Here is a 16,447-nt window from a genome sequence, read left to right as displayed (position 1 = left end):
CACAAAGTGCCGCGAATGACGGGTGGAAGGAAACACGATGAACAAGTCTCAGAGCCTGAGCAAGGGGCGGGCGGCGCGGCTGCGCGTAGCCCGGTCGGCGGCGGCCGCGGCGGTGGCGGCGGGAGCGGCACTGGCGATGGCCGCCGGTCCCGCCTCCGCCGCGAGCCAGCCCGCGCACGGCCACACCCACACGACCGCCGCCCCGGCCAGCGCGGCCGGCACGGCCACGTCGGCCGGCTTCGCGCGCAAGTACTACTTCGCCGCCGGCCTCCTGGGCAAGAACGAGGTACGTGAGCCGGGCAAGAAGGTGAACGACCGCGACGGGGTGGCGGTCGCCAAGTTCCGCATTCACGGCAACCGCTTCTACTACTTCGTCCAGTGGCGCAACACCGGCAGGCCCACCGCCTTCCACATCCACAGGGGCAAGGCGGGCGTGAACGGCCCCGTCGTCATCGACCTGCTGTCCAACGGCTCCATCCGCGGCAACACCAGCTTCGGCTCGGTCCGCGTCAAGAGCAGCCTGCTCAAGGGCATCAAGAAGAACCCGAAGAACTGGTACGCGAACCTGCACACCGCCAAGTTCCCCGACGGCGCGGTCCGCGGCCAGCTCCACAAGGGCGGCCACTGGTAAACCGCCACCTCCCGTGCAACCCCGACCGGCCCGTCACCCTCGTGGTGGCGGGCCGGCGTCCGTCGTTTCCGGTCAGGCGGCAGTCCGGATCGCGCAGCAGACCATTCGTTTCCCGGATATCCCGGCATTCCATTTCTCCGTACCATCGCTCGTACCGCGATTTCCGGTGCCAAGAAAAGGAAGAGATGAAGCTTTTCAGAAAAACCGTGGTCGCCGCTTCTATGGCCATGGCCGTGTCGTCCGCAGTCATGCTCGGCGCCGCACCGGCCAACGCCGAGGTGTGGACCTGTGGGGCCTCTATCGACAACAATGTGGGAACCGGCATCTGCTGGGACGGATTCGGCTCCTATCAGGTGCGCGTTTCCTGTGCCTCGGCGCACTGGCCCTATACGCGTGAAATCCACGGTCCCGTGGTCTACAAGGCACAGCATGAGTCGAGGGGGCCGGACTCCTCGGTCAACGGCGCGGCGAACGGCTGCCACATCACCGACGCGTGGGTGCACGCCTTGTAAGGCGACTCACATCCGTCTCCAGGGTCATGCGACCGGCGCGGTCGCATGGCCCAGCCGTATTCAGCGAGTTTCTCCGTCCTCACCTGGCCTGCGCCGTAGCCCGGCATTTTCCCGCGTCCGGAAAGCGCAGTTCAAGGAGCGCGATCTGGATAGTGAAAGGCCGCGGGTGAAACCTACTCTCGTTCCTGGGAGCGACGACTCCACCCATCCCTGAACCGAACCGATCAGTGACCGAGTTCGGGGAAGTCAATCCGGCCAAAGGAGCGAGAATGAAGCGAACTGTCCGCGCATTACTCACGAGCGCCGCAATAGTGGCGACCCTCGGGCTGCCGTCGGCGGCTGCGAGCGCCCACACGACCACAGCCGGCGCGGCGTCATCGGCCGGCAGCGCTGAGTGCGGCCAGCACTGGAACCTCGATGAGCTGTGGTACAACCACTGCGGCGAGACGAATGTCATCATCTACGTCGATCGGTGGAACGTAGGCGGAGTCCGAGACTTCGAGATGTGCGTCGGCCCGGGGGACCATCACCTCGGCTGGTGGCCGGACTACCTCGGGGCGTGGTACGCGGGCAAACTCTGCTGAACAGGCACCGCTCTGCCAGCAGATCGGCGGCGGTAGGGCCGCACCACCGCCCACCTCGGGCTGGGGGACGCGTGGTCCCCCAGCCACCGCTGCTGGACTCAGGTACTAATTAGGGCGCCGGGTAGTCGGTGACGTACACCGGGGCACCGACCTTGGTGGTGTCGGCCGCCTCGCCCTCGCCGTTGACGACGTGGTCGATGATTCCGGCGCTCAGGTTGACGGTCATGATGTGGTGCAGGCGCACCCCCGGCCGCCGCGGCACCTCGAAGCCGTTCTCCGTGTGGACCTGCGGGTTGTTCTGGTTGAACACGTAGACCCCCGCCCCGTACAGGCGATGCCGTTTGACGCGGTCGCCGACCTTGTAGCCGGCCCAGCCCTCGACGGCGCCGTTCATCCAGTCGGCCTGCGTCGGCGGGTCGTACGGCAGTTCGTTCTGGTACAGGATCGTCGTCCCGTCGTCGCCGTTCCAGATCGTGTTGTACTGCTGGAAGTGCTCGACGAACAGCCCCGTCGCGGTCACGTGATCACCGTTGACGACGGCGCCGTTGCGGCCAAGGTTGGTGTTCCAGCGCTGGGTGTCGGTGAAGCCCTCGACCCCGTGGTCGCCCCGCCACACCCAGGTGTGGTCGATGAGCACGTGGTCGCTGTTCACCTCCAGGGCGACGTCCGTGCTGCCGGCGTGCGGGCCGCCGACCCGGAAGTACACGTCCGACAGGGTCGTCGGGTTCGACGGCGAGCCGCGGTGATGCCCGTGCCTGCTGCCCACGCGCAGCAGCACCGGCGACTTGCGCGGGCCCGCGTCGATGGTCACGCCCGCGATGACGACGCCGGGGACGTCCGCGACGTCGATCGGGGTCGAGCCGCGGGACGCGGTCAGCGTGGCGTGACCGAGCCCGAGGACGACCGTGTCGGGGCGCCTGATCTCGATGCTGCGGGCGATGTCGTACACGCCGGGGGTGAGCAGCAGGTGCTTGCCGCGGGCGAGCTGCCGGTTGATGTCCTGCGCCGAGTCGGACGGCTTGGCGACGTAGAAGTCGCCGATCGGCAGCGTACGGCCGGGCGTCAGGCCGTTCGCCCACGAGATGCCGCGCGTGTTCCTCTTGGCGGCGGGCACCCGCACGCCGTACCTGCCTCGCGCGTCCACGTACAGGAAGGGCTTCTCGCGGCTGAGCGGGGTGGTGTCGAGCGTGGTGTACGGCGGGTTCGGGAAGCCGGCCTCGTCCGGCGCGCCGACGACGCCCGAGAAGACCTGGTTCCACACGCCGTTCGACCAGCCGGCGACCTCGCTGTTACGGGTCAGCCACTGCTGCTGCGAGCCGTTCGTGATGGCGGGCAGCCTGGAGTCGGCGATGAAGCCGCCGCTGGCGTACTGCGGGCCGGCGGTGCAGTAGTCCATCAGCGACAGGGTGCCGCCGGTGACGTCGAGCCGGCGCAGGGACACCGCCTGCGAGACGGCCCAGAAGTTGGCCGACGAACGGCAGCCGTCCTGGCCGGCCGCGTTGACGTTGATCGACAGGTTGGACAGGGTGCGCCAGAAGTTGACCAGCGCGAGGCAGTTGCCGGTGCCGCCGTCGGCCAGACAGCGGTTGTAGACCTCGACCTTGCCGTTGATGACGACGTCGGTGGGGGAGGCGCCCAGGCCGGCGATCTCCGTGTAGTAGCCGACCTTGATCTGCAGCGGCTGCTCGGCGGTGCCGTACGTGCCGGGCTTGAAGAGGTACGCGTGGCGGTTGACGCCCATCTCGTCGTCGACCTGGGCGGTGTGGGCGGCGTCGAGGACGGCCTGGATGTCGGCGACCGGCATGCCGGGGTCGAAGACGGTGACGTTCGGGCCGAGGTTCGGGATGGCGGGCGGTGGGGAGGCGGCGGTGGCCGGGCTCGTGCCCGCCGATAAGGCGGCGGTCAGGACGGCGGTCATCAGCACGAGGCCGATGCGTGGCCGCCTGCCGCGGGAAGGCTGGGTCGTCGTCATGCGGTGCGTCCTTCACAGGGCTGGTACAGGGGAGTGGTGCGGAGGGGCAGGTCAGTGCGTCGCCCGTCCGAGAGAGCGCTCTCTCGGACGGGTGCGGCCGGCTCGGGTGGTGAGGAGTGTGGTCGCCCGTTTCTACCGCGCCGACCGGCCTCCTCACAAGACGCACCGCGCCGATGTCGCCGTCCGCGGCCGACGCGCTGTCTTCCGCCGCCGCCCGCTGACGAGAGTGTCTTCCGCCGTCGCCCGCTGACGTGGGCGACAGCGGGGTCCCGGACAATAGGGGACATGACGCGTGCCGTGTACGTCGCCGCAGGTGAGGCGGAGAGCAACAAGGGGACCGTGGCCCTCGGGCTGGTCGAACTGCTGTCCCGGCAGGTGGAGACGGTGGGCGTGTTCCGGCCGGTGGTGCGGGCCGGCCGCGAGGACGCCCTGATCAACACCATCCGGAGCAGATTCCAGCTCGCCCTGCCCTACGAGGCGTGCGCCGGCGTCACCTACGACGACGTGCACGCGGACGTCGAACGGGCCGCCGGCGACATCGTGGCCCGTTTCCGCGCCCTGGCCGGACGGTGTGACGCGGTGGTGGTGGTCGGCACCGACTACACCGACGTGGGGGCGCCGACGGAGTTCGGCTTCAACGCCAGGCTGGCCGCCGACCTGGGCACCCCCGTGGTCAACGTGGTGAGCGGCAGGAACAGGACGGCCGCGCAGATCGCCGCCGCGGTCGAGCTGTCGTCCAGGGAGCTGGCCCACCACCACGCCGGCGAGCTCGCGGTCGTGGTCACCCGGGCCGGCGCGCCGGGGCCGCTGCCGATCGACCATCCGACGCCGGTGTTCGTCCTGCCGGAGACCCCGTCCCTGCGCGCGCCGACGGTGACCGACCTGCTCGACGCCTGCGACGGCCGGTTCTTTCTCGGCGAACGCGACGGGCTCGGGCGGGAGGCCAGCGCCCTCATGGTGGGCGCGATGTCGCTGCCCAGCATCCTCGACCGCCTCACCGAGGGCGCTGCCGTGATCATCCCGTCCGACCGGGCCGCCGCCCTGCTGCCGGGACTGATCGCGGCCCACACCACCGCGGGCTTCCCCGCCCTGTCGGCGGTGCTGCTGACCGGCGGCAGCGAGCTGCCCGCCTCGGTCGACCGGCTGCTGCGCGGCATGGTGATCCCGCTGCCGGTGATCGTGACCGACCACGACACCTTCGACACCGCGACCCGCCTGTCGGCGGTGGAGGGCCGGTTCACGCCCGAGGCCGGCGGGAAGATCGACACGGCGCTGCGGGTCTTCGCCGAGCACGTCGACGGGCCGCTGCTGCTCGACCGCCTCGACATCGCCAAGACCGACGTCGTGACGCCGCTCATGTTCGAGTACGAGCTGCTGGACCGGGCACGGGCCCGGCGCCGGCACATCGTGCTGCCCGAGGGCGAGGAGCCGCGGATCCTGCGCGCGGCCGACACCCTGCTGCGGCGCGGCGTGGCCGAGCTGACCCTGCTCGGCGACGAGGCCCGCATCAGAACCAGGGCCGCCCAGCTCGGCCTCGACCTGGACGCGGCCCGGGTGCTCAGCCCGTTCGACGCCGAGCTGCGCGAGCGCTTCGCCCGCGAGTACGCGGCGGTCAGGGCGCACAGGGGGATGACCGTCGAGCTGGCCCGCGACACCGTCACCGACGTGTCCTACTTCGGCACCCTGATGGTGCACACCGGCATGGCCGACGGCATGGTGTCGGGCGCGGCGCACACCACCGCGCACACGATCAGGCCCGCGTTCGAGATCCTGCGCCTGGGGCTGGTCTCCAGCGTGTTCTTCATGTGCCTGGCCGATCGGGTGCTGGTGTACGGCGACTGCGCGGTCAACCCCGACCCGACCGCCGAGCAGCTCGCCGGCATCGCGATCGCCTCGGCCGGCACCGCCGCGCGGTTCGGCGTCGATCCCCGGATCGCCATGCTCTCGTACTCGACCGGAGCCTCCGGCGCGGGCGCCGACGTCGACAAGGTCCGCGCCGCCACCGACCTGGTCCGCGAACTCTGCCCCGACCTCCAGGTGGAGGGCCCGATCCAGTACGACGCCGCGGTCGACCCCGCCGTGGCCAGGACCAAGATGCCCGGCAGCCAGGTCGCCGGCCGCGCCACGGTCTTCGTGGTGCCCGACCTGAACACCGGCAACAACCTGTACAAGGGCGTGCAACGCAGCGCGGGGGCCGTCGCCGTGGGGCCGGTGCTGCAGGGTTTGCGCAAGCCGGTCAACGACCTGTCACGGGGGGCCACGGTGGCCGACATCGTCACCACGGTCGCTGTCACGGCCGCCCAGGTGACCGACGACCCGGCGCCGCTGGGCGTCAGCGACAGCCTTTGAGTGCACTGACTGCGGAATCGACGCGGAATGATCGTCTCGTCCGCGTGCACAGCATTTCCGGTCCAGCGTCATGAGAGGGCGACAGACGCGGGCCGCCTACGACAACCAGTGCGGCACCGCGAAGTGCACCGTGCTCGGGAGAGCACGCCCGCGTGTGTACCGGCACGACCTCGCTGCCCGCCGTCGCTTGCGTGCATCGCCGCAGCGGTGCCGTGCGGCATGCGCCAGGCCGGCTCGTAGTGGGATTGGCTGCGCACCCTGAAGGAGCACTCGGAGGTTCTCGCTCTACGTTGCGAGCTACGTTGCGAGCACTACGCGAATCTGCTGCGGATCGCGAAACTGATCACGTGGGCGGTCGACTGGTCCACGATGTGCTCCCAGCCAATGAACGCATGGCTGGCCGGGTGACCGGCCTGACCCAGGCGACCGTGGCGCTGTGGGTTCGGTGGCTCTGGTGCGGGGCCGGTTCAGCGTGATGGAGCAGGGCTCCACTGTGGCTGTTGGAGGGGCAACGTCGCAGGCCGCTATGGGGTCCGGCTTCGGGGACATCTAGTGCTGTGACTGGAAACTATCCGCCGCCTTCGCCGCGCACGCCCACCGCGTGCTGTCCGCCCAGCCGGAATCGCTGGGCGCTGGAGGAGGCCACCGGCACCTGGACGACGGTAGTGGATCGCTGGCATACCGGGTTTGTGGACCTGTCCGGCGACCAAAGTCTGCTCGGGCAGGTCGAGGGCCGCACCATCGCCGCCGTCACCGGCTGGCTCGGCCAGTGTGACGTCACCTGGCGGCGGCAGGTGGCCGTCGTAGCGATCAACATGTACACCATCTTCAAAGCCGCTGTACGGCAGGTGCTGCCGCACGTCGTGCCGGTGGCAGACCACTTCCACGTCGTGCAGCTTCTGACCTCGACCAATCACGAAGCGGACAAGATCGAGATATATCACTGACTGACTGACTGAACACTCCCTTACCGTGGACACACCGCTTCGGGTGGTCAACCATCCGCCAATCGCGTCAGCAATCTCACGGGGCAGAACATTCAGGTCAGCAGGGTCAGGGTTTGGTGGGCGATCTCCTGTTCCTCGTCTGTAGGGATGACCAGGACCGTCACCTCGGCGCCGGGTGGGGACACCGTGCGTTCGCCGGGCTGCTCCGACTCGTTGAGCGTGGCGTCCACCGTGATGCCGAGGCGGTCGAGGCCCGTGAGGGCGGTGGCGCGGGTGGCGGGGTCGTGTTCGCCGACTCCGCCGGTGAAGACGATCGCGTCCAGGCGGCCGAGCAGGGCGTAGTAGGCGCCGACGTACTTGCGGATGCGGCGGGTGTAGATGTCGAGGGCGAGCCGGCCTTCGTCGTCGTCGCGGGCGCGTACCGTGCGCATGTCGCTGGAGCCGGCCAGTGCGAGCAGGCCGCTCTCGTGGGTGAGCGCGTGTTCCACCTGCTGCGCGTCCATGCCGTTCACGCGGGCGAGGTAGCCGCCGAGTGCGGGGTCCACGTCGCCGGAGCGAGTGCCCATGACGAGCCCCTCCAGCGGGGTGAGGCCCATGGAGGTGTCGACGCTGCGGCCGGCGGAGATCGCGGTGGCGCTGGCGCCGTTGCCGAGGTGGAGCACGATCAGGTTGAGGTCGGCCAGGTCGCGGCCGAGGAGGGTGGCGGCGCGGCGGGAGACGTACGCGTACGAGGTGCCGTGGAAGCCGAAGCGGCGCACGCCGAGCCGCTCGCGCCAGTCGCGCGGCACCGCGTACGTGTACGCCTCGGGCGGCAGCGTGAGATGGAACGCGGTGTCGAACACGGCCACCTGCGGCACGTCGGGGAAGACCTTGCGGGCGAGCCGGATCCCGGTCAGGTTGACCGGGTTGTGCAGGGGCGCGAGTGGCGACAGCTCTTCGATGGCGGCGATGACGTCGTCGTCGATGAGGGCCGGCCCGGTGAAGCGGTCGCCGCCGTGCACGACCCGGTGCCCGACCGCGACCGGGGACAGGTCGGGTCCTGCTGCCGCGAACGCCTCCATCATCGCGTCCAGCGCCTCGCCGTGGCCGGGGAAGGGACGGTCGCGGACGTACGGGGGATCGTCCCCGTGGCGGTGCGTGAGCCGTCCCCGCTCCTGCCCGATGCGTTCGATCAGGCCCTTGGCCGAACGGGTGCGGGTGACCGGGTCCACGAGCTCGTACTTGACGGATGAGGAGCCCGTGTTGAGGACGAGGATGGGGGAGTCCATGCCGCCGAGCTTATTGGGCCGAGCCTATTGGCCTGCGTCGCGGTCGTACCGCATGACCACCACCTGGCCGTCGCAGGTGCGCGACTCCACCAGCCGCAGCCCCAGCCGCTCGGGACGCGGGACGAACAGCGGCCGGCCGCCGCCCAACACGAGCGGGTGCACCGCGATGTGGTACTCGTCGATCAGGCCGTGGTCGGTGAGCGCAGCGGCCAGGGCGGAGCCGCCGGTGAGCAGCAGGTCCTTGCCGTCCTGCCGCTTCAGCTCCGTGACCTGCTCGGCGAGGTCGTCGCCGATGACGCGCTCGGCCCAGTCGGCCTTCTTCAGCGTCCTGGAGAAGACGATCTTCGGCGTACTGCGCCAGAGCGGGGCGAACTTCAGCACGTGCGGGTGATCCGACATCGACTCGGCCTCCGGCCAGAAGGACACCATGCCCTCCCAGACGCCGCGGCCGTACAGGAAGGTGTCGGAACGGGCGCTCAACGTCTCGGAGTAGGCCGAGAGCTCGTCGCCCATCACGGGCCAGTCGAACTCACCGTTGGCCCCGTCGATGTGGCCGTCGATCGAGGTGTGCACCCAGTAGATGATCTTACGCATGTTCCTGCTCCTGGTTCTGGTTCTGGTCTGGTTCTCTTGGTCTGGTCGGAGGTTGGTCGGTGCCGTGGTGGCGTTCTGTACATCCCGCGCACGGTCATTTTGAGGAAATGTCGGGCGGTGACGTCTGCGCGGGTGCCAGGTCGTGGATGAGTGCGGCGCGTCGGTCGCCGGCTTCGGTCTGTCGGTGGTGTGTCCAGCGTGCCGGGTGCCGAGGGCTTGTCTCTGCCGGCGGACGTCCGGAGCGGGGCAGCTATTGGTTGCTTGCCCAGGTCCTTTGGATGCCGTGGGTGGTGGCTTTGGTCGTGGTCCAGGGGTGACCTTGGTTGCTTACGCGGGGATTCGGGGCGGGCTACGATCGGCGGTTGTGTTGCTGACCAGCGCGGATGAAGGGCCGATCGTCGGGATGCGGCCGCGGCCTGGGTGGATCGTGGGCCTGGCCGGGTTCGTGCCGGCGCTCGCCGGGGCGGTGGCGGTGGTCTTGGGGGATTCGGCGGGTGGTCCGGGCTGGCAGCTGATTGTCGACGTGGTGGGTGGGGTGGTGGCCTGCGCGGGGGTGTGGTGGTGCCGGCGGTGGCCCGTGGCGGCGGGGCTGGCGGTGATCGGCGTGTCGGTGGTCGCCGCCTCCGCGTCGGTGGCGGGCGGGATCGCCGCGTTGCTCGCCGCCCTGTATCGGCGGCCCCGGGTGGCTGTCGCGGTGGGGATCGCGGGGGTGGTGGCGACGCTGGTCAGGTTCGCGTTGCGGCCGCCCGGGCTCGCGCCGTACCCGGTGTGGGCGCTGGTCGGGGTGCTGTTCGGGGCGGCGGTGACCGCGTGGGGGATGCTCGCGCGTACTCGCAGGGAGCTGATGCGGTCGTTGGCGGAGCGGGCGCGCCGGGCCGAGGCCGATCAGCGGCTGCGCGCTGAGGAGGCGCGTCGTGCCGAACGGCTCGGGATCGCCAGGGAGATGCACGACGTACTCGCCCACCGGCTGTCGCTGCTGGCGGTGCACGCGGGGGCGCTGGAGTTCAACGCGGACGCGACGGCGAGGGAGGTCGCGGAGACGGCCGGGGTGATCCGGTCGAGCGCTCGGCAGGCGCTGGAGGAGTTGCGGGCCGTCATCTCGGTCCTGCGCGATCCGGGGTCCTCGTCTGACAGCGGGGGGTCGATGGATCAGGGGATGGATCTCGGGGCGCTGGTGGAGGAGTCGCGGCGGGCCGGGATGCGGGTCGAGCTGCATGATCACGGGGTACGCCTGTCCGAGGCGCCCGATGTCGTGGGGCGGGCCGCGTACCGGATCGTGCAGGAGGGGCTTACGAACGCGCGCAAGCATGCGCCCGGTCAGCCCGTGACGGTGGTCGTGGAGGGTGTGGGGGAGGACGAGTTGGTGGTCGAGGTACGCAACCCGCTTCCCGGCGGACCGGCCGTCGTCGCGGGAAGCGGACGGGAGGCGGTGGGGACGGAGCCGGTGGGGTCGGGTGCGCCGGGGGAGCGCGTCACGGGGCCAGAGGTGGCGGGGGCGGAGGTGATGGGGTCGGTGGGGTCGGGTGCGCTGGCGGACAGCGGTGCCGGGCCGGGATCGGTGGAGATGGAGCCGACGGGGGCGGAGTCGGTCGGGCTGGCGGGGAGTGGGAGCGGGACGGGGTTGTTCGGGCTGGCGGAGCGGGCGACGCTGGCGGGTGGCCGGCTGGAGTGCGGCGAGACGGCGGATGGCGAATTCCGGCTGGCGGCCCGGCTGCCGTGGCCGCGATGAAGGTCTGGCCGTGGTGAGAAGGCGGCCGTGGCTGGGGTGGGGTGAGGGTTAGCATGATCCGGGTGGGAGCCGATCCGAGTGCGCCGATCCGGGTGCTGATCGTCGACGACGACGCCCTCGTGCGCGCCGGTCTGACGCTGATGCTCAAAGGCGCCCCCGACCTGCACGTCGTCGGTGCGGTGGCCGACGGCGGTGAGGTGGAGGGCGCCGTGGCCGAGCACAAGCCGGACGTGGTGCTCATGGACATCCGGATGAACGGCCTCGACGGCATCGAGGCGACCCGGCGGCTGCGGGCACGGGCGGGGGCGCCCGAGGTGGTGGTGCTCACCACGTTCGACGCCGACGAGCTGGTGTTCAAGGCGCTCCGGTCGGGGGCGAGCGGGTTCCTGCTCAAGGACACCCCGCCGGAGGGCATCGTGGACGCCGTACGGAAGGTCGTGGCGGGAGAGCCGATCCTGTCGCCGAGCGTCACGCGCAGGCTGATCGCGCACCTGATGCCCGAGGAGGAGGACCGGCGGCGTGGCGACGCCCGCAAGGTGCTGGGGCGGCTGAGTGAGCGGGAGCGCGAGGTGGCGCTGGCGGTCGGTCAGGGGAAGCCGAACGCGGTGATCGCGGGTGACCTGCACATGAGCGTGGGCACCGTGAAGGGGTACATCTCCCGCATTCTCACGAAGGCGGGCCTGGACAACCGCGTTCAGCTGGCCCTCATCGTGCACGACGCGGGGCTGGGGTGACTCAGCAGCCGCGCCGCAGGCTCCTGATCTCTTTCCGTGAGGTCTGCTGTCCGCCGACGAAATCGTAGATGTCGAAGTGGTCGGGGCCGCGCACGGTCACGCCGTACGGCATCCTGGCTCGTCGCCACCGCCGTGGCTTCGGCCGGGGCCGGCTGACTTCCGCAGCACGCCGGCCCCGCCGGTCCTCATGTCACCACGCCGGGGCCTCATCGCGACTTCATCCCGGTATCGCGGCTTTGTCCCGGTGCCGGTCGTCAGGTGGCCGGTCGTCAGGTGGCCGGGCGGCAGACGGTGCCGGGAGCGGGCAGGCGCAGGCTGATCAGGTAGCGGTTGACGTGGGCGATGATGCAGGGAATGCCGGAGTTGTAGAGGCTGTGGCCGGTCGAGAGGTACTGGATCGCGGCCGACCCGGGTGCTCGATCGGCTCGTTCCGATCGAGCCAGGACAGCTTCACGCGCCCGAGCGCCGGTTCCCATGGGCGCCGGCCCACCCTCCGGGGTGGGAATCGGCCACCCCGGAAGGTGGGCCTGCCCCTACCGTCTTCACCTCGCGAGCTCGGCAGACTGGCAGCCGTGAGGGGAAGACGACCCGCGTCCGGCGGGCTGGGGGTGTGCGGAACGGGGCGGCCGGGCTGGGGGCGCTGAGCGTGAACGCCGTCACCGGGCTGGCGGCGGTGGCGCTGCTCTGCCTGGTGCTGGTGAGCGCCGTCCTGGTGCCGCTGGGCGGTCCCGGGCGGGCGCCGTTCGGCTTCGCGCTCGCGCTCGCCCACCGCCTGGCCGCCTACCAGCGTCGCTGGGCGGGCAGGGTGCTCGGCGGGCACGACGCCCTTGCGTATGACCCAGGCAGCAGGTGGCGCGAACTGGCGTGGCTGGCCGTCCACGGCGTCACGGGCCCCGCCCCGGTGGCGGCGCTGGCGGCGATGCTGGCCGCTCTCCACTACGTCTTCTTCCGGCTGCGACCGGCGGAGACGAGTGGCCTGAACACGTTCGCCCTCAGCCTGTCCACCGTCGCCATCGCGGCGGTCGTGATCGCCGCCGTTCCGCTGTTCCGCACCGGCCAGGCCCGGCTGGCGCGAGCGCTGCTGGAGGACGGCCAGGCGCCGGACGCGCGGATCCGGCAGCTCACCGCGTCCCGGGCCGCGGTGGCCGACGCGCACGCGGCCGAGGTGCGCCGCATCGAGCGCGACCTGCACGACGGCACCCAGGCCAAGCTGATCGCCGTCCGCATGCACCTGGGCCTGGCCGGCGGCTCCCGCGACCCGGACGAGCTGGCGCGGATGATCGACGAGGCTCGCGAGCTCGCCGGGCAGGCCCTGACGGACCTGCGTGACCTGGTACGCGGCATTCATCCGCCGGTCCTGGCCGACCGCGGGCTGTCGGGCGCCATCGAGGCGTCCGCGCTGTCGTGCCCCATGCCGGTGGACGTCGACCTCGACCTGCCCGGCCGCCCGCAGCCGCCGGTCGAGTCCGCCGTCTACTTCGCCGCCGCCGAGGCGCTGACCAACGCGGTCAGGCACAGCGGCGCCTCCCGCGCCTGGGTCCGGCTGCGGCACACCGGCGGCGTCCTGCGCCTGACCGTGGGCGACGACGGCCGCGGCGGGGTCCGCCCGGACGGCGGCACCGGCGTGCGGGGCATCGAGGACCGCCTGTCCGCCTTCGACGGCACGCTCACCGTGAGCAGTCCGCCGGGCGGCCCACCGAGCTGACCATGGAGGTCCCGTGCGCGTTGTCATAGCCGAAGATCTCGCCCTGCTCAGGGACGGTCTCGTACGCCTGCTGACGGCGCACGGCTGCACCGTGGTCGAGGCCGTCGACAACGGCCCCATGCTGGTCAACGCGCTGGTCCGGCACCGCCCTGACGTGTCCGTGATCGACGTACGGCTGCCGCCCGGCTTCACCGACGAGGGGCTGCGCGCCGCCCTGGAGGCCCGCCGCCGGGTCCCCGGCCTGCCCGTGCTGATCCTGTCGCAGTACGTGGAGCAGCTGTACGCCAGGGAGCTGCTGTCCGACCGCTCCGGCGGGGTGGGCTACCTGCTCAAGGACCGGGTCGGCGACGTCGGCCGGTTCGTGGACGCGGTGCGCCAGGTGGCCGCGGGCGGCACCGCGATGGATCCCGAGGTGGTCTCGCAACTGCTGACCAGGCACGGTCGCGACGAGCCGCTGGCCGCCCTGACCGTCAGGGAGCGCGAGGTGCTCACGCTCATGGCGGAGGGCATGTCCGACCTGGCCATCGCGGCCCGCTTCCAGGTCACCGACAAGGCACTCGGCAAGCACACGAACAACATCTTCGCCAAGCTCGGCCTGCCTCCGTCCGACGACCACAACCGGCGCGTCATGGCGGTCCTGGCCTACCTCCAGGCCGCACCCGCCCCGCCGAAGTAGCCGCGCAGTGTTCAGGCGCCGGTGAGCCGGTCGAGCACGGCGTCGACCAGCGTGTCGGTGAACTCCTGCGAAACGTCCTGCCCCGTGACCAGGACGCGGTAGTAGATGGGCCCCATGATCTGGTCGACGGCGAAGTCGATGTCGGCCTCCGGGGCGAGCGCGCCGCGCGCGACCGCCCGTTCGAAGGGGAGCCGGTCGTACCCGCGCTGCTTCCCAAGGTGCTCGAAGCGCAGCCGGGTGGCGAGCGCGGGGTCGTGCTGGGCCTGCGCGGTGAGCGCCCGGAAGACCGCGCCGGCGTCGGACGCGGTCAGGAAGTGGGCGACCTTGCGGGCGTGGGTGCGCAGGTCCCGCCGCAGGTCCTCGGTGTCGGACGGGACGAGGGCTTCGGCGGCGTCCTGGACGAACGCGTCCATGAGGATGTCGTTCTTCGACGGCCACCAGCGGTAGATCGTCTGCTTGGCCACGCCCGCCCGCTCGGCGATCCCCTCGATGGTCAGCCGGGTGTATCCGACCTCCACGAGCAGGTCGTCGGCCGCCTCCAGCACGCTCTGGCGGGCCTCCTCGCTGCGGCCGTGCCGGTTGCCGCGGTGCTTGGCGGTGGTGGCGCGGCTTCTGTTCGTGCTGCCGCCGGCGTCAGCGCCCATCGGTTCCCTTCCGTCGATCACCTGAGCCTATCATCTTGCCTAGACGCAACGGTGCGTCTACGGTAGCGGGCATGAACACACTCACCACACCCCAGACCGCCGCCGTGCTCGACCGGCTCTTCGCCGCCGCCGACCGGGAGGAGGCCGATCCGGCGCCGTGGCCGCTGGACATCCCCATCGCCGAGGCGTCGGCGAGGCAGCGCGCCGACGCGCTGGCGGGGGAGTACATGCCGATCTCCAGGTCGGCCGGCCGGCTGCTCTACGCGCTCGCACGCCACGGCCGCCCCGAGACGATCGTCGAGTTCGGCACCTCGTACGGCATCTCCACCATCCACCTGGCCGCCGCGGTCGCCGACAACGGTGCGGGCCACGTGTGGACGACCGAGCTCAGCCAGGTCAAGGTCGAGGCCGCGCGGCAGAACCTGGAGCAGGCCGGCGTGGCCGGGCACGTGACGGTCCTGGAGGGCGACGCGCTCGAAACCCTGGCCGGCGTTCCAGGATCCATCGGCCTGCTGCTGCTCGACGGCTGGAAGGACCTCTGCCTGCCGGTGCTGCGACTGCTCGAAGACCGCCTCGCCCCCGGAGCCCTCGTCGCCGCCGACGACAGCAGCTTCGCGAGCATGGCCGGCTACCTCGCCTATGTCCGAGATCCGGCGAACGGATACGTCACCGTCGAGTTCCCCGTGGAGGACGGCATGGAGATCAGCTGCCGGGCCTGACGCGCTCGAACGCCACCTGGACACGACCCCGGACCACTGAGACGGGACGGGTGGACTCTCCCATACGGGAAGACGCCATGCTGGGGGCATGGACGAGGAGCTGCTGCCGATCGGGCAGTTCGCCAGGCTCGGCCGGCTGAGCGTCAAACAGCTGCGCCGCTACGCCGACCTGGGGCTGCTGGTGCCCGCGTACGTGGACGAGCACACCGGCTACCGCTACTACCGGCCCCAGCAGGCGCGCGACGCGCTGTCGATCGGGCTGCTGCGCTCGCTCGACGTCCCGCTCGCCGTCATCGCCGAGGTGTTGTCGGGCAGCTCGGGCGTGCTGGCGGAGGTGCACGAGCGGCTGGAGGCCGAGCTGGCCAGGCGCCGATCGACGCTGGCCGCCCTGGAGCGGGTGATGGCGGAGGGCCTGCCGTCCGCTCCCGTCACGGTGGTCACCGAGCCGGCGCGGCGGGTGGCGGTGGTCACCGCGACGGCGGCGGATTCGTCCGACATCGGCCGGGCCACCTCGGCCGCCGTCGCAGGCCTGCTGGCCGCCGCGAACGTGGCCGTTCCCGAGCTCATCGGCCTGTTCCCGCTCGACTTCGGCGAGCCCGTCACCGTCACCGTCGCGCTGGTCACCGAGAAGCCGGTGGCGGGGGCCGAGCTCGACGTGCTGCCGGGCGGCCGGTTCGCCCGCGCCACCCACGTCGGCCCGTACGACCAGGTCGGGCTGACCGCGCACGCGCTCCTGTCGTGGTGCGCCGAACGGCTGTGCCCGGTCCGCGGCCCGATCCGCGAGGTGTACGTGTCCGACCCGTCCACCACCCCGCCCGACCGGCTGATCACCCACCTGATGATCCCCCTGGACGTGACCTGCGACGCACTCTGACAGGAAAGCGGTCACCACGTCGTTTCAGACGGCGAGGCGACCACCGTCGGCCACGATCACCTGGCCGGTGACGAAGCTCGCGCGCTCGCTCGCCACGAACGTGATGACCTCGGCGAGTTCCTCGGGCGTGGCGTTGCGCCTGAGCGGCCGGCGCGCACGTTGGTGTCCCATGACTCCGCGTTCGCCTCGAGGTCCTGGTCGAGGGCCGGCTTGATGCTGGCCCGGTAGCTCGCCGCGTTGTTGACCAGTACGTCGATCTCACCCGCCTCCTCGGCCAGCCGCTCGACGTCGGCGAGGTCGCTCAGATCGGCGAAGATGAACCGGGCCTTTCCTCCTTCGGCGGTGATGTCGTCCACCACCTCGGCCCCGCGCTCGACGTTGCGGCCGGTGATCACCACCGACGCTCCATCGCGGGCGAACGCGTGCGCCGTCGCGGCGCCGATGCCTCCTCGCGACCCCGCACCCGTGATCAGGACGTTCTTACCCGCGTCCGCCACCCGAAGCTGCAG

17 protein-coding genes and 1 pseudogene are annotated in these 16,447 nt (G+C 71.1%); 11 read left to right on the top strand and 7 right to left on the bottom strand.

The genetic code is table 11. The annotated features are described in order from the left end of the window. Positions 1-37: 37 nt before the first annotated feature. The 3 genes from AB0C27_RS29290 (at position 38) to AB0C27_RS29280 (ending at position 1,727) form a co-directional block, all read left to right on the top strand. Positions 38-631: a CHRD domain-containing protein gene (locus tag AB0C27_RS29290; RefSeq protein ID WP_357849938.1), complete on the top strand. Its 594-nt coding sequence runs from the start codon at positions 38-40 to the stop codon at positions 629-631. 185 nt (positions 632-816) lie between these two features. Continuing rightward, positions 817-1,143, top strand: a complete 327-nt coding sequence (locus AB0C27_RS29285; protein ID WP_357849935.1) for a hypothetical protein — start codon at positions 817-819, stop codon at positions 1,141-1,143. A 269-nt stretch (positions 1,144-1,412) separates the two neighbouring features. Beyond that, on the top strand, positions 1,413-1,727 hold the full coding sequence (locus AB0C27_RS29280) for a DUF6355 family natural product biosynthesis protein (RefSeq protein WP_357849933.1): 315 nt from the start codon (positions 1,413-1,415) through the stop codon (positions 1,725-1,727). Between the two features lie 109 nt (positions 1,728-1,836). Here the strand turns inward: AB0C27_RS29280 and AB0C27_RS29275 are convergent, their stop codons facing one another. Then, complete coding sequence (locus AB0C27_RS29275) at positions 1,837-3,699, bottom strand: adenylyl cyclase (protein WP_357849930.1); 1,863 nt, start codon at positions 3,697-3,699, stop codon at positions 1,837-1,839. Between the two features lie 285 nt (positions 3,700-3,984). Between AB0C27_RS29275 and pta the strand changes: the two genes are divergently transcribed. Both pta and AB0C27_RS29265 read left to right on the top strand, forming a co-directional pair. Then, on the top strand, positions 3,985-6,048 hold the full coding sequence (gene pta / locus AB0C27_RS29270) for a phosphate acetyltransferase (protein ID WP_357849927.1): 2,064 nt from the start codon (positions 3,985-3,987) through the stop codon (positions 6,046-6,048). 689 nt (positions 6,049-6,737) lie between these two features. Further along, positions 6,738-6,995, top strand: coding sequence for a transposase (locus tag AB0C27_RS29265; protein WP_357849924.1), 258 nt, complete (start codon positions 6,738-6,740; stop codon positions 6,993-6,995). A gap of 92 nt (positions 6,996-7,087) precedes the next feature. Here AB0C27_RS29265 and AB0C27_RS29260 read toward each other — a convergent pair whose 3' ends face one another. Next, positions 7,088-8,263 carry an acetate kinase gene (locus AB0C27_RS29260; RefSeq protein WP_357849921.1) on the bottom strand — a complete coding sequence of 392 codons (1,176 nt, stop codon included), beginning with the start codon at positions 8,261-8,263 and terminating at the stop codon, positions 7,088-7,090. Between the two features lie 24 nt (positions 8,264-8,287). Beyond that, positions 8,288-8,857, bottom strand: a complete 570-nt coding sequence (locus AB0C27_RS29255) for a dihydrofolate reductase family protein (RefSeq protein WP_357849918.1) — start codon at positions 8,855-8,857, stop codon at positions 8,288-8,290. A 364-nt stretch (positions 8,858-9,221) separates the two neighbouring features. Here AB0C27_RS29255 and AB0C27_RS29250 point away from each other — a divergent pair, with 364 nt between their 5' ends. Both AB0C27_RS29250 and AB0C27_RS29245 read left to right on the top strand, forming a co-directional pair. Beyond that, entirely contained in the window at positions 9,222-10,586 is a 1,365-nt protein-coding gene (locus AB0C27_RS29250; RefSeq protein ID WP_357849915.1) for a histidine kinase, read from the top strand. Between the two features lie 53 nt (positions 10,587-10,639). Further along, entirely contained in the window at positions 10,640-11,320 is a 681-nt protein-coding gene (locus tag AB0C27_RS29245) for a response regulator transcription factor (RefSeq protein WP_357849912.1), read from the top strand. Positions 11,321-11,589: 269 nt separating this feature from the next. On the opposite strand, the gene AB0C27_RS29240 is transcribed toward AB0C27_RS29245, so the two are convergent. Beyond that, positions 11,590-11,796, bottom strand: a complete 207-nt coding sequence (locus tag AB0C27_RS29240; protein ID WP_357849909.1) for an alpha/beta hydrolase — start codon at positions 11,794-11,796, stop codon at positions 11,590-11,592. A gap of 134 nt (positions 11,797-11,930) precedes the next feature. Between AB0C27_RS29240 and AB0C27_RS29235 the strand changes: the two genes are divergently transcribed. Further along, on the top strand, positions 11,931-13,025 hold the full coding sequence (locus tag AB0C27_RS29235; protein ID WP_357849906.1) for a histidine kinase: 1,095 nt from the start codon (positions 11,931-11,933) through the stop codon (positions 13,023-13,025). 13 nt (positions 13,026-13,038) lie between these two features. Further along, positions 13,039-13,701, top strand: coding sequence for a response regulator transcription factor (locus AB0C27_RS29230; RefSeq protein ID WP_357849903.1), 663 nt, complete (start codon positions 13,039-13,041; stop codon positions 13,699-13,701). Between the two features lie 11 nt (positions 13,702-13,712). Here the strand turns inward: AB0C27_RS29230 and AB0C27_RS29225 are convergent, their stop codons facing one another. Beyond that, positions 13,713-14,345 (bottom strand): TetR/AcrR family transcriptional regulator, encoded by a 633-nt coding sequence (locus tag AB0C27_RS29225; protein WP_357849900.1) that lies wholly within the window; start codon positions 14,343-14,345, stop codon positions 13,713-13,715. A gap of 71 nt (positions 14,346-14,416) precedes the next feature. On the opposite strand from AB0C27_RS29225, the gene AB0C27_RS29220 reads away from it, so the two are divergent. After that, positions 14,417-15,064 (top strand): class I SAM-dependent methyltransferase, encoded by a 648-nt coding sequence (locus tag AB0C27_RS29220; protein WP_357849897.1) that lies wholly within the window; start codon positions 14,417-14,419, stop codon positions 15,062-15,064. An 88-nt stretch (positions 15,065-15,152) separates the two neighbouring features. Then, complete coding sequence (locus AB0C27_RS29215) at positions 15,153-15,938, top strand: MerR family transcriptional regulator (RefSeq protein WP_357849894.1); 786 nt, start codon at positions 15,153-15,155, stop codon at positions 15,936-15,938. Between the two features lie 24 nt (positions 15,939-15,962). Here the strand turns inward: AB0C27_RS29215 and AB0C27_RS29210 are convergent, their stop codons facing one another. Then, positions 15,963-16,109, bottom strand: coding sequence for an SDR family oxidoreductase (locus AB0C27_RS29210; protein ID WP_357849891.1), 147 nt, complete (start codon positions 16,107-16,109; stop codon positions 15,963-15,965). 41 nt (positions 16,110-16,150) lie between these two features. Next, positions 16,151-16,435 (bottom strand): annotated as a pseudogene (locus AB0C27_RS29205) (SDR family NAD(P)-dependent oxidoreductase); the annotation flags it as partial. Positions 16,436-16,447 lie beyond the last annotated feature (12 nt).

The sequence above is a fragment of the Nonomuraea sp. NPDC048882 genome (assembly GCF_040649755.1).
In the GTDB taxonomy this organism is placed as follows: Bacteria; Actinomycetota; Actinomycetes; order Streptosporangiales; family Streptosporangiaceae; genus Nonomuraea; species Nonomuraea maheshkhaliensis.
Note: the sequence above shows the minus strand (reverse complement) of the source record. Positions and strands in the feature narration are given on the sequence as shown.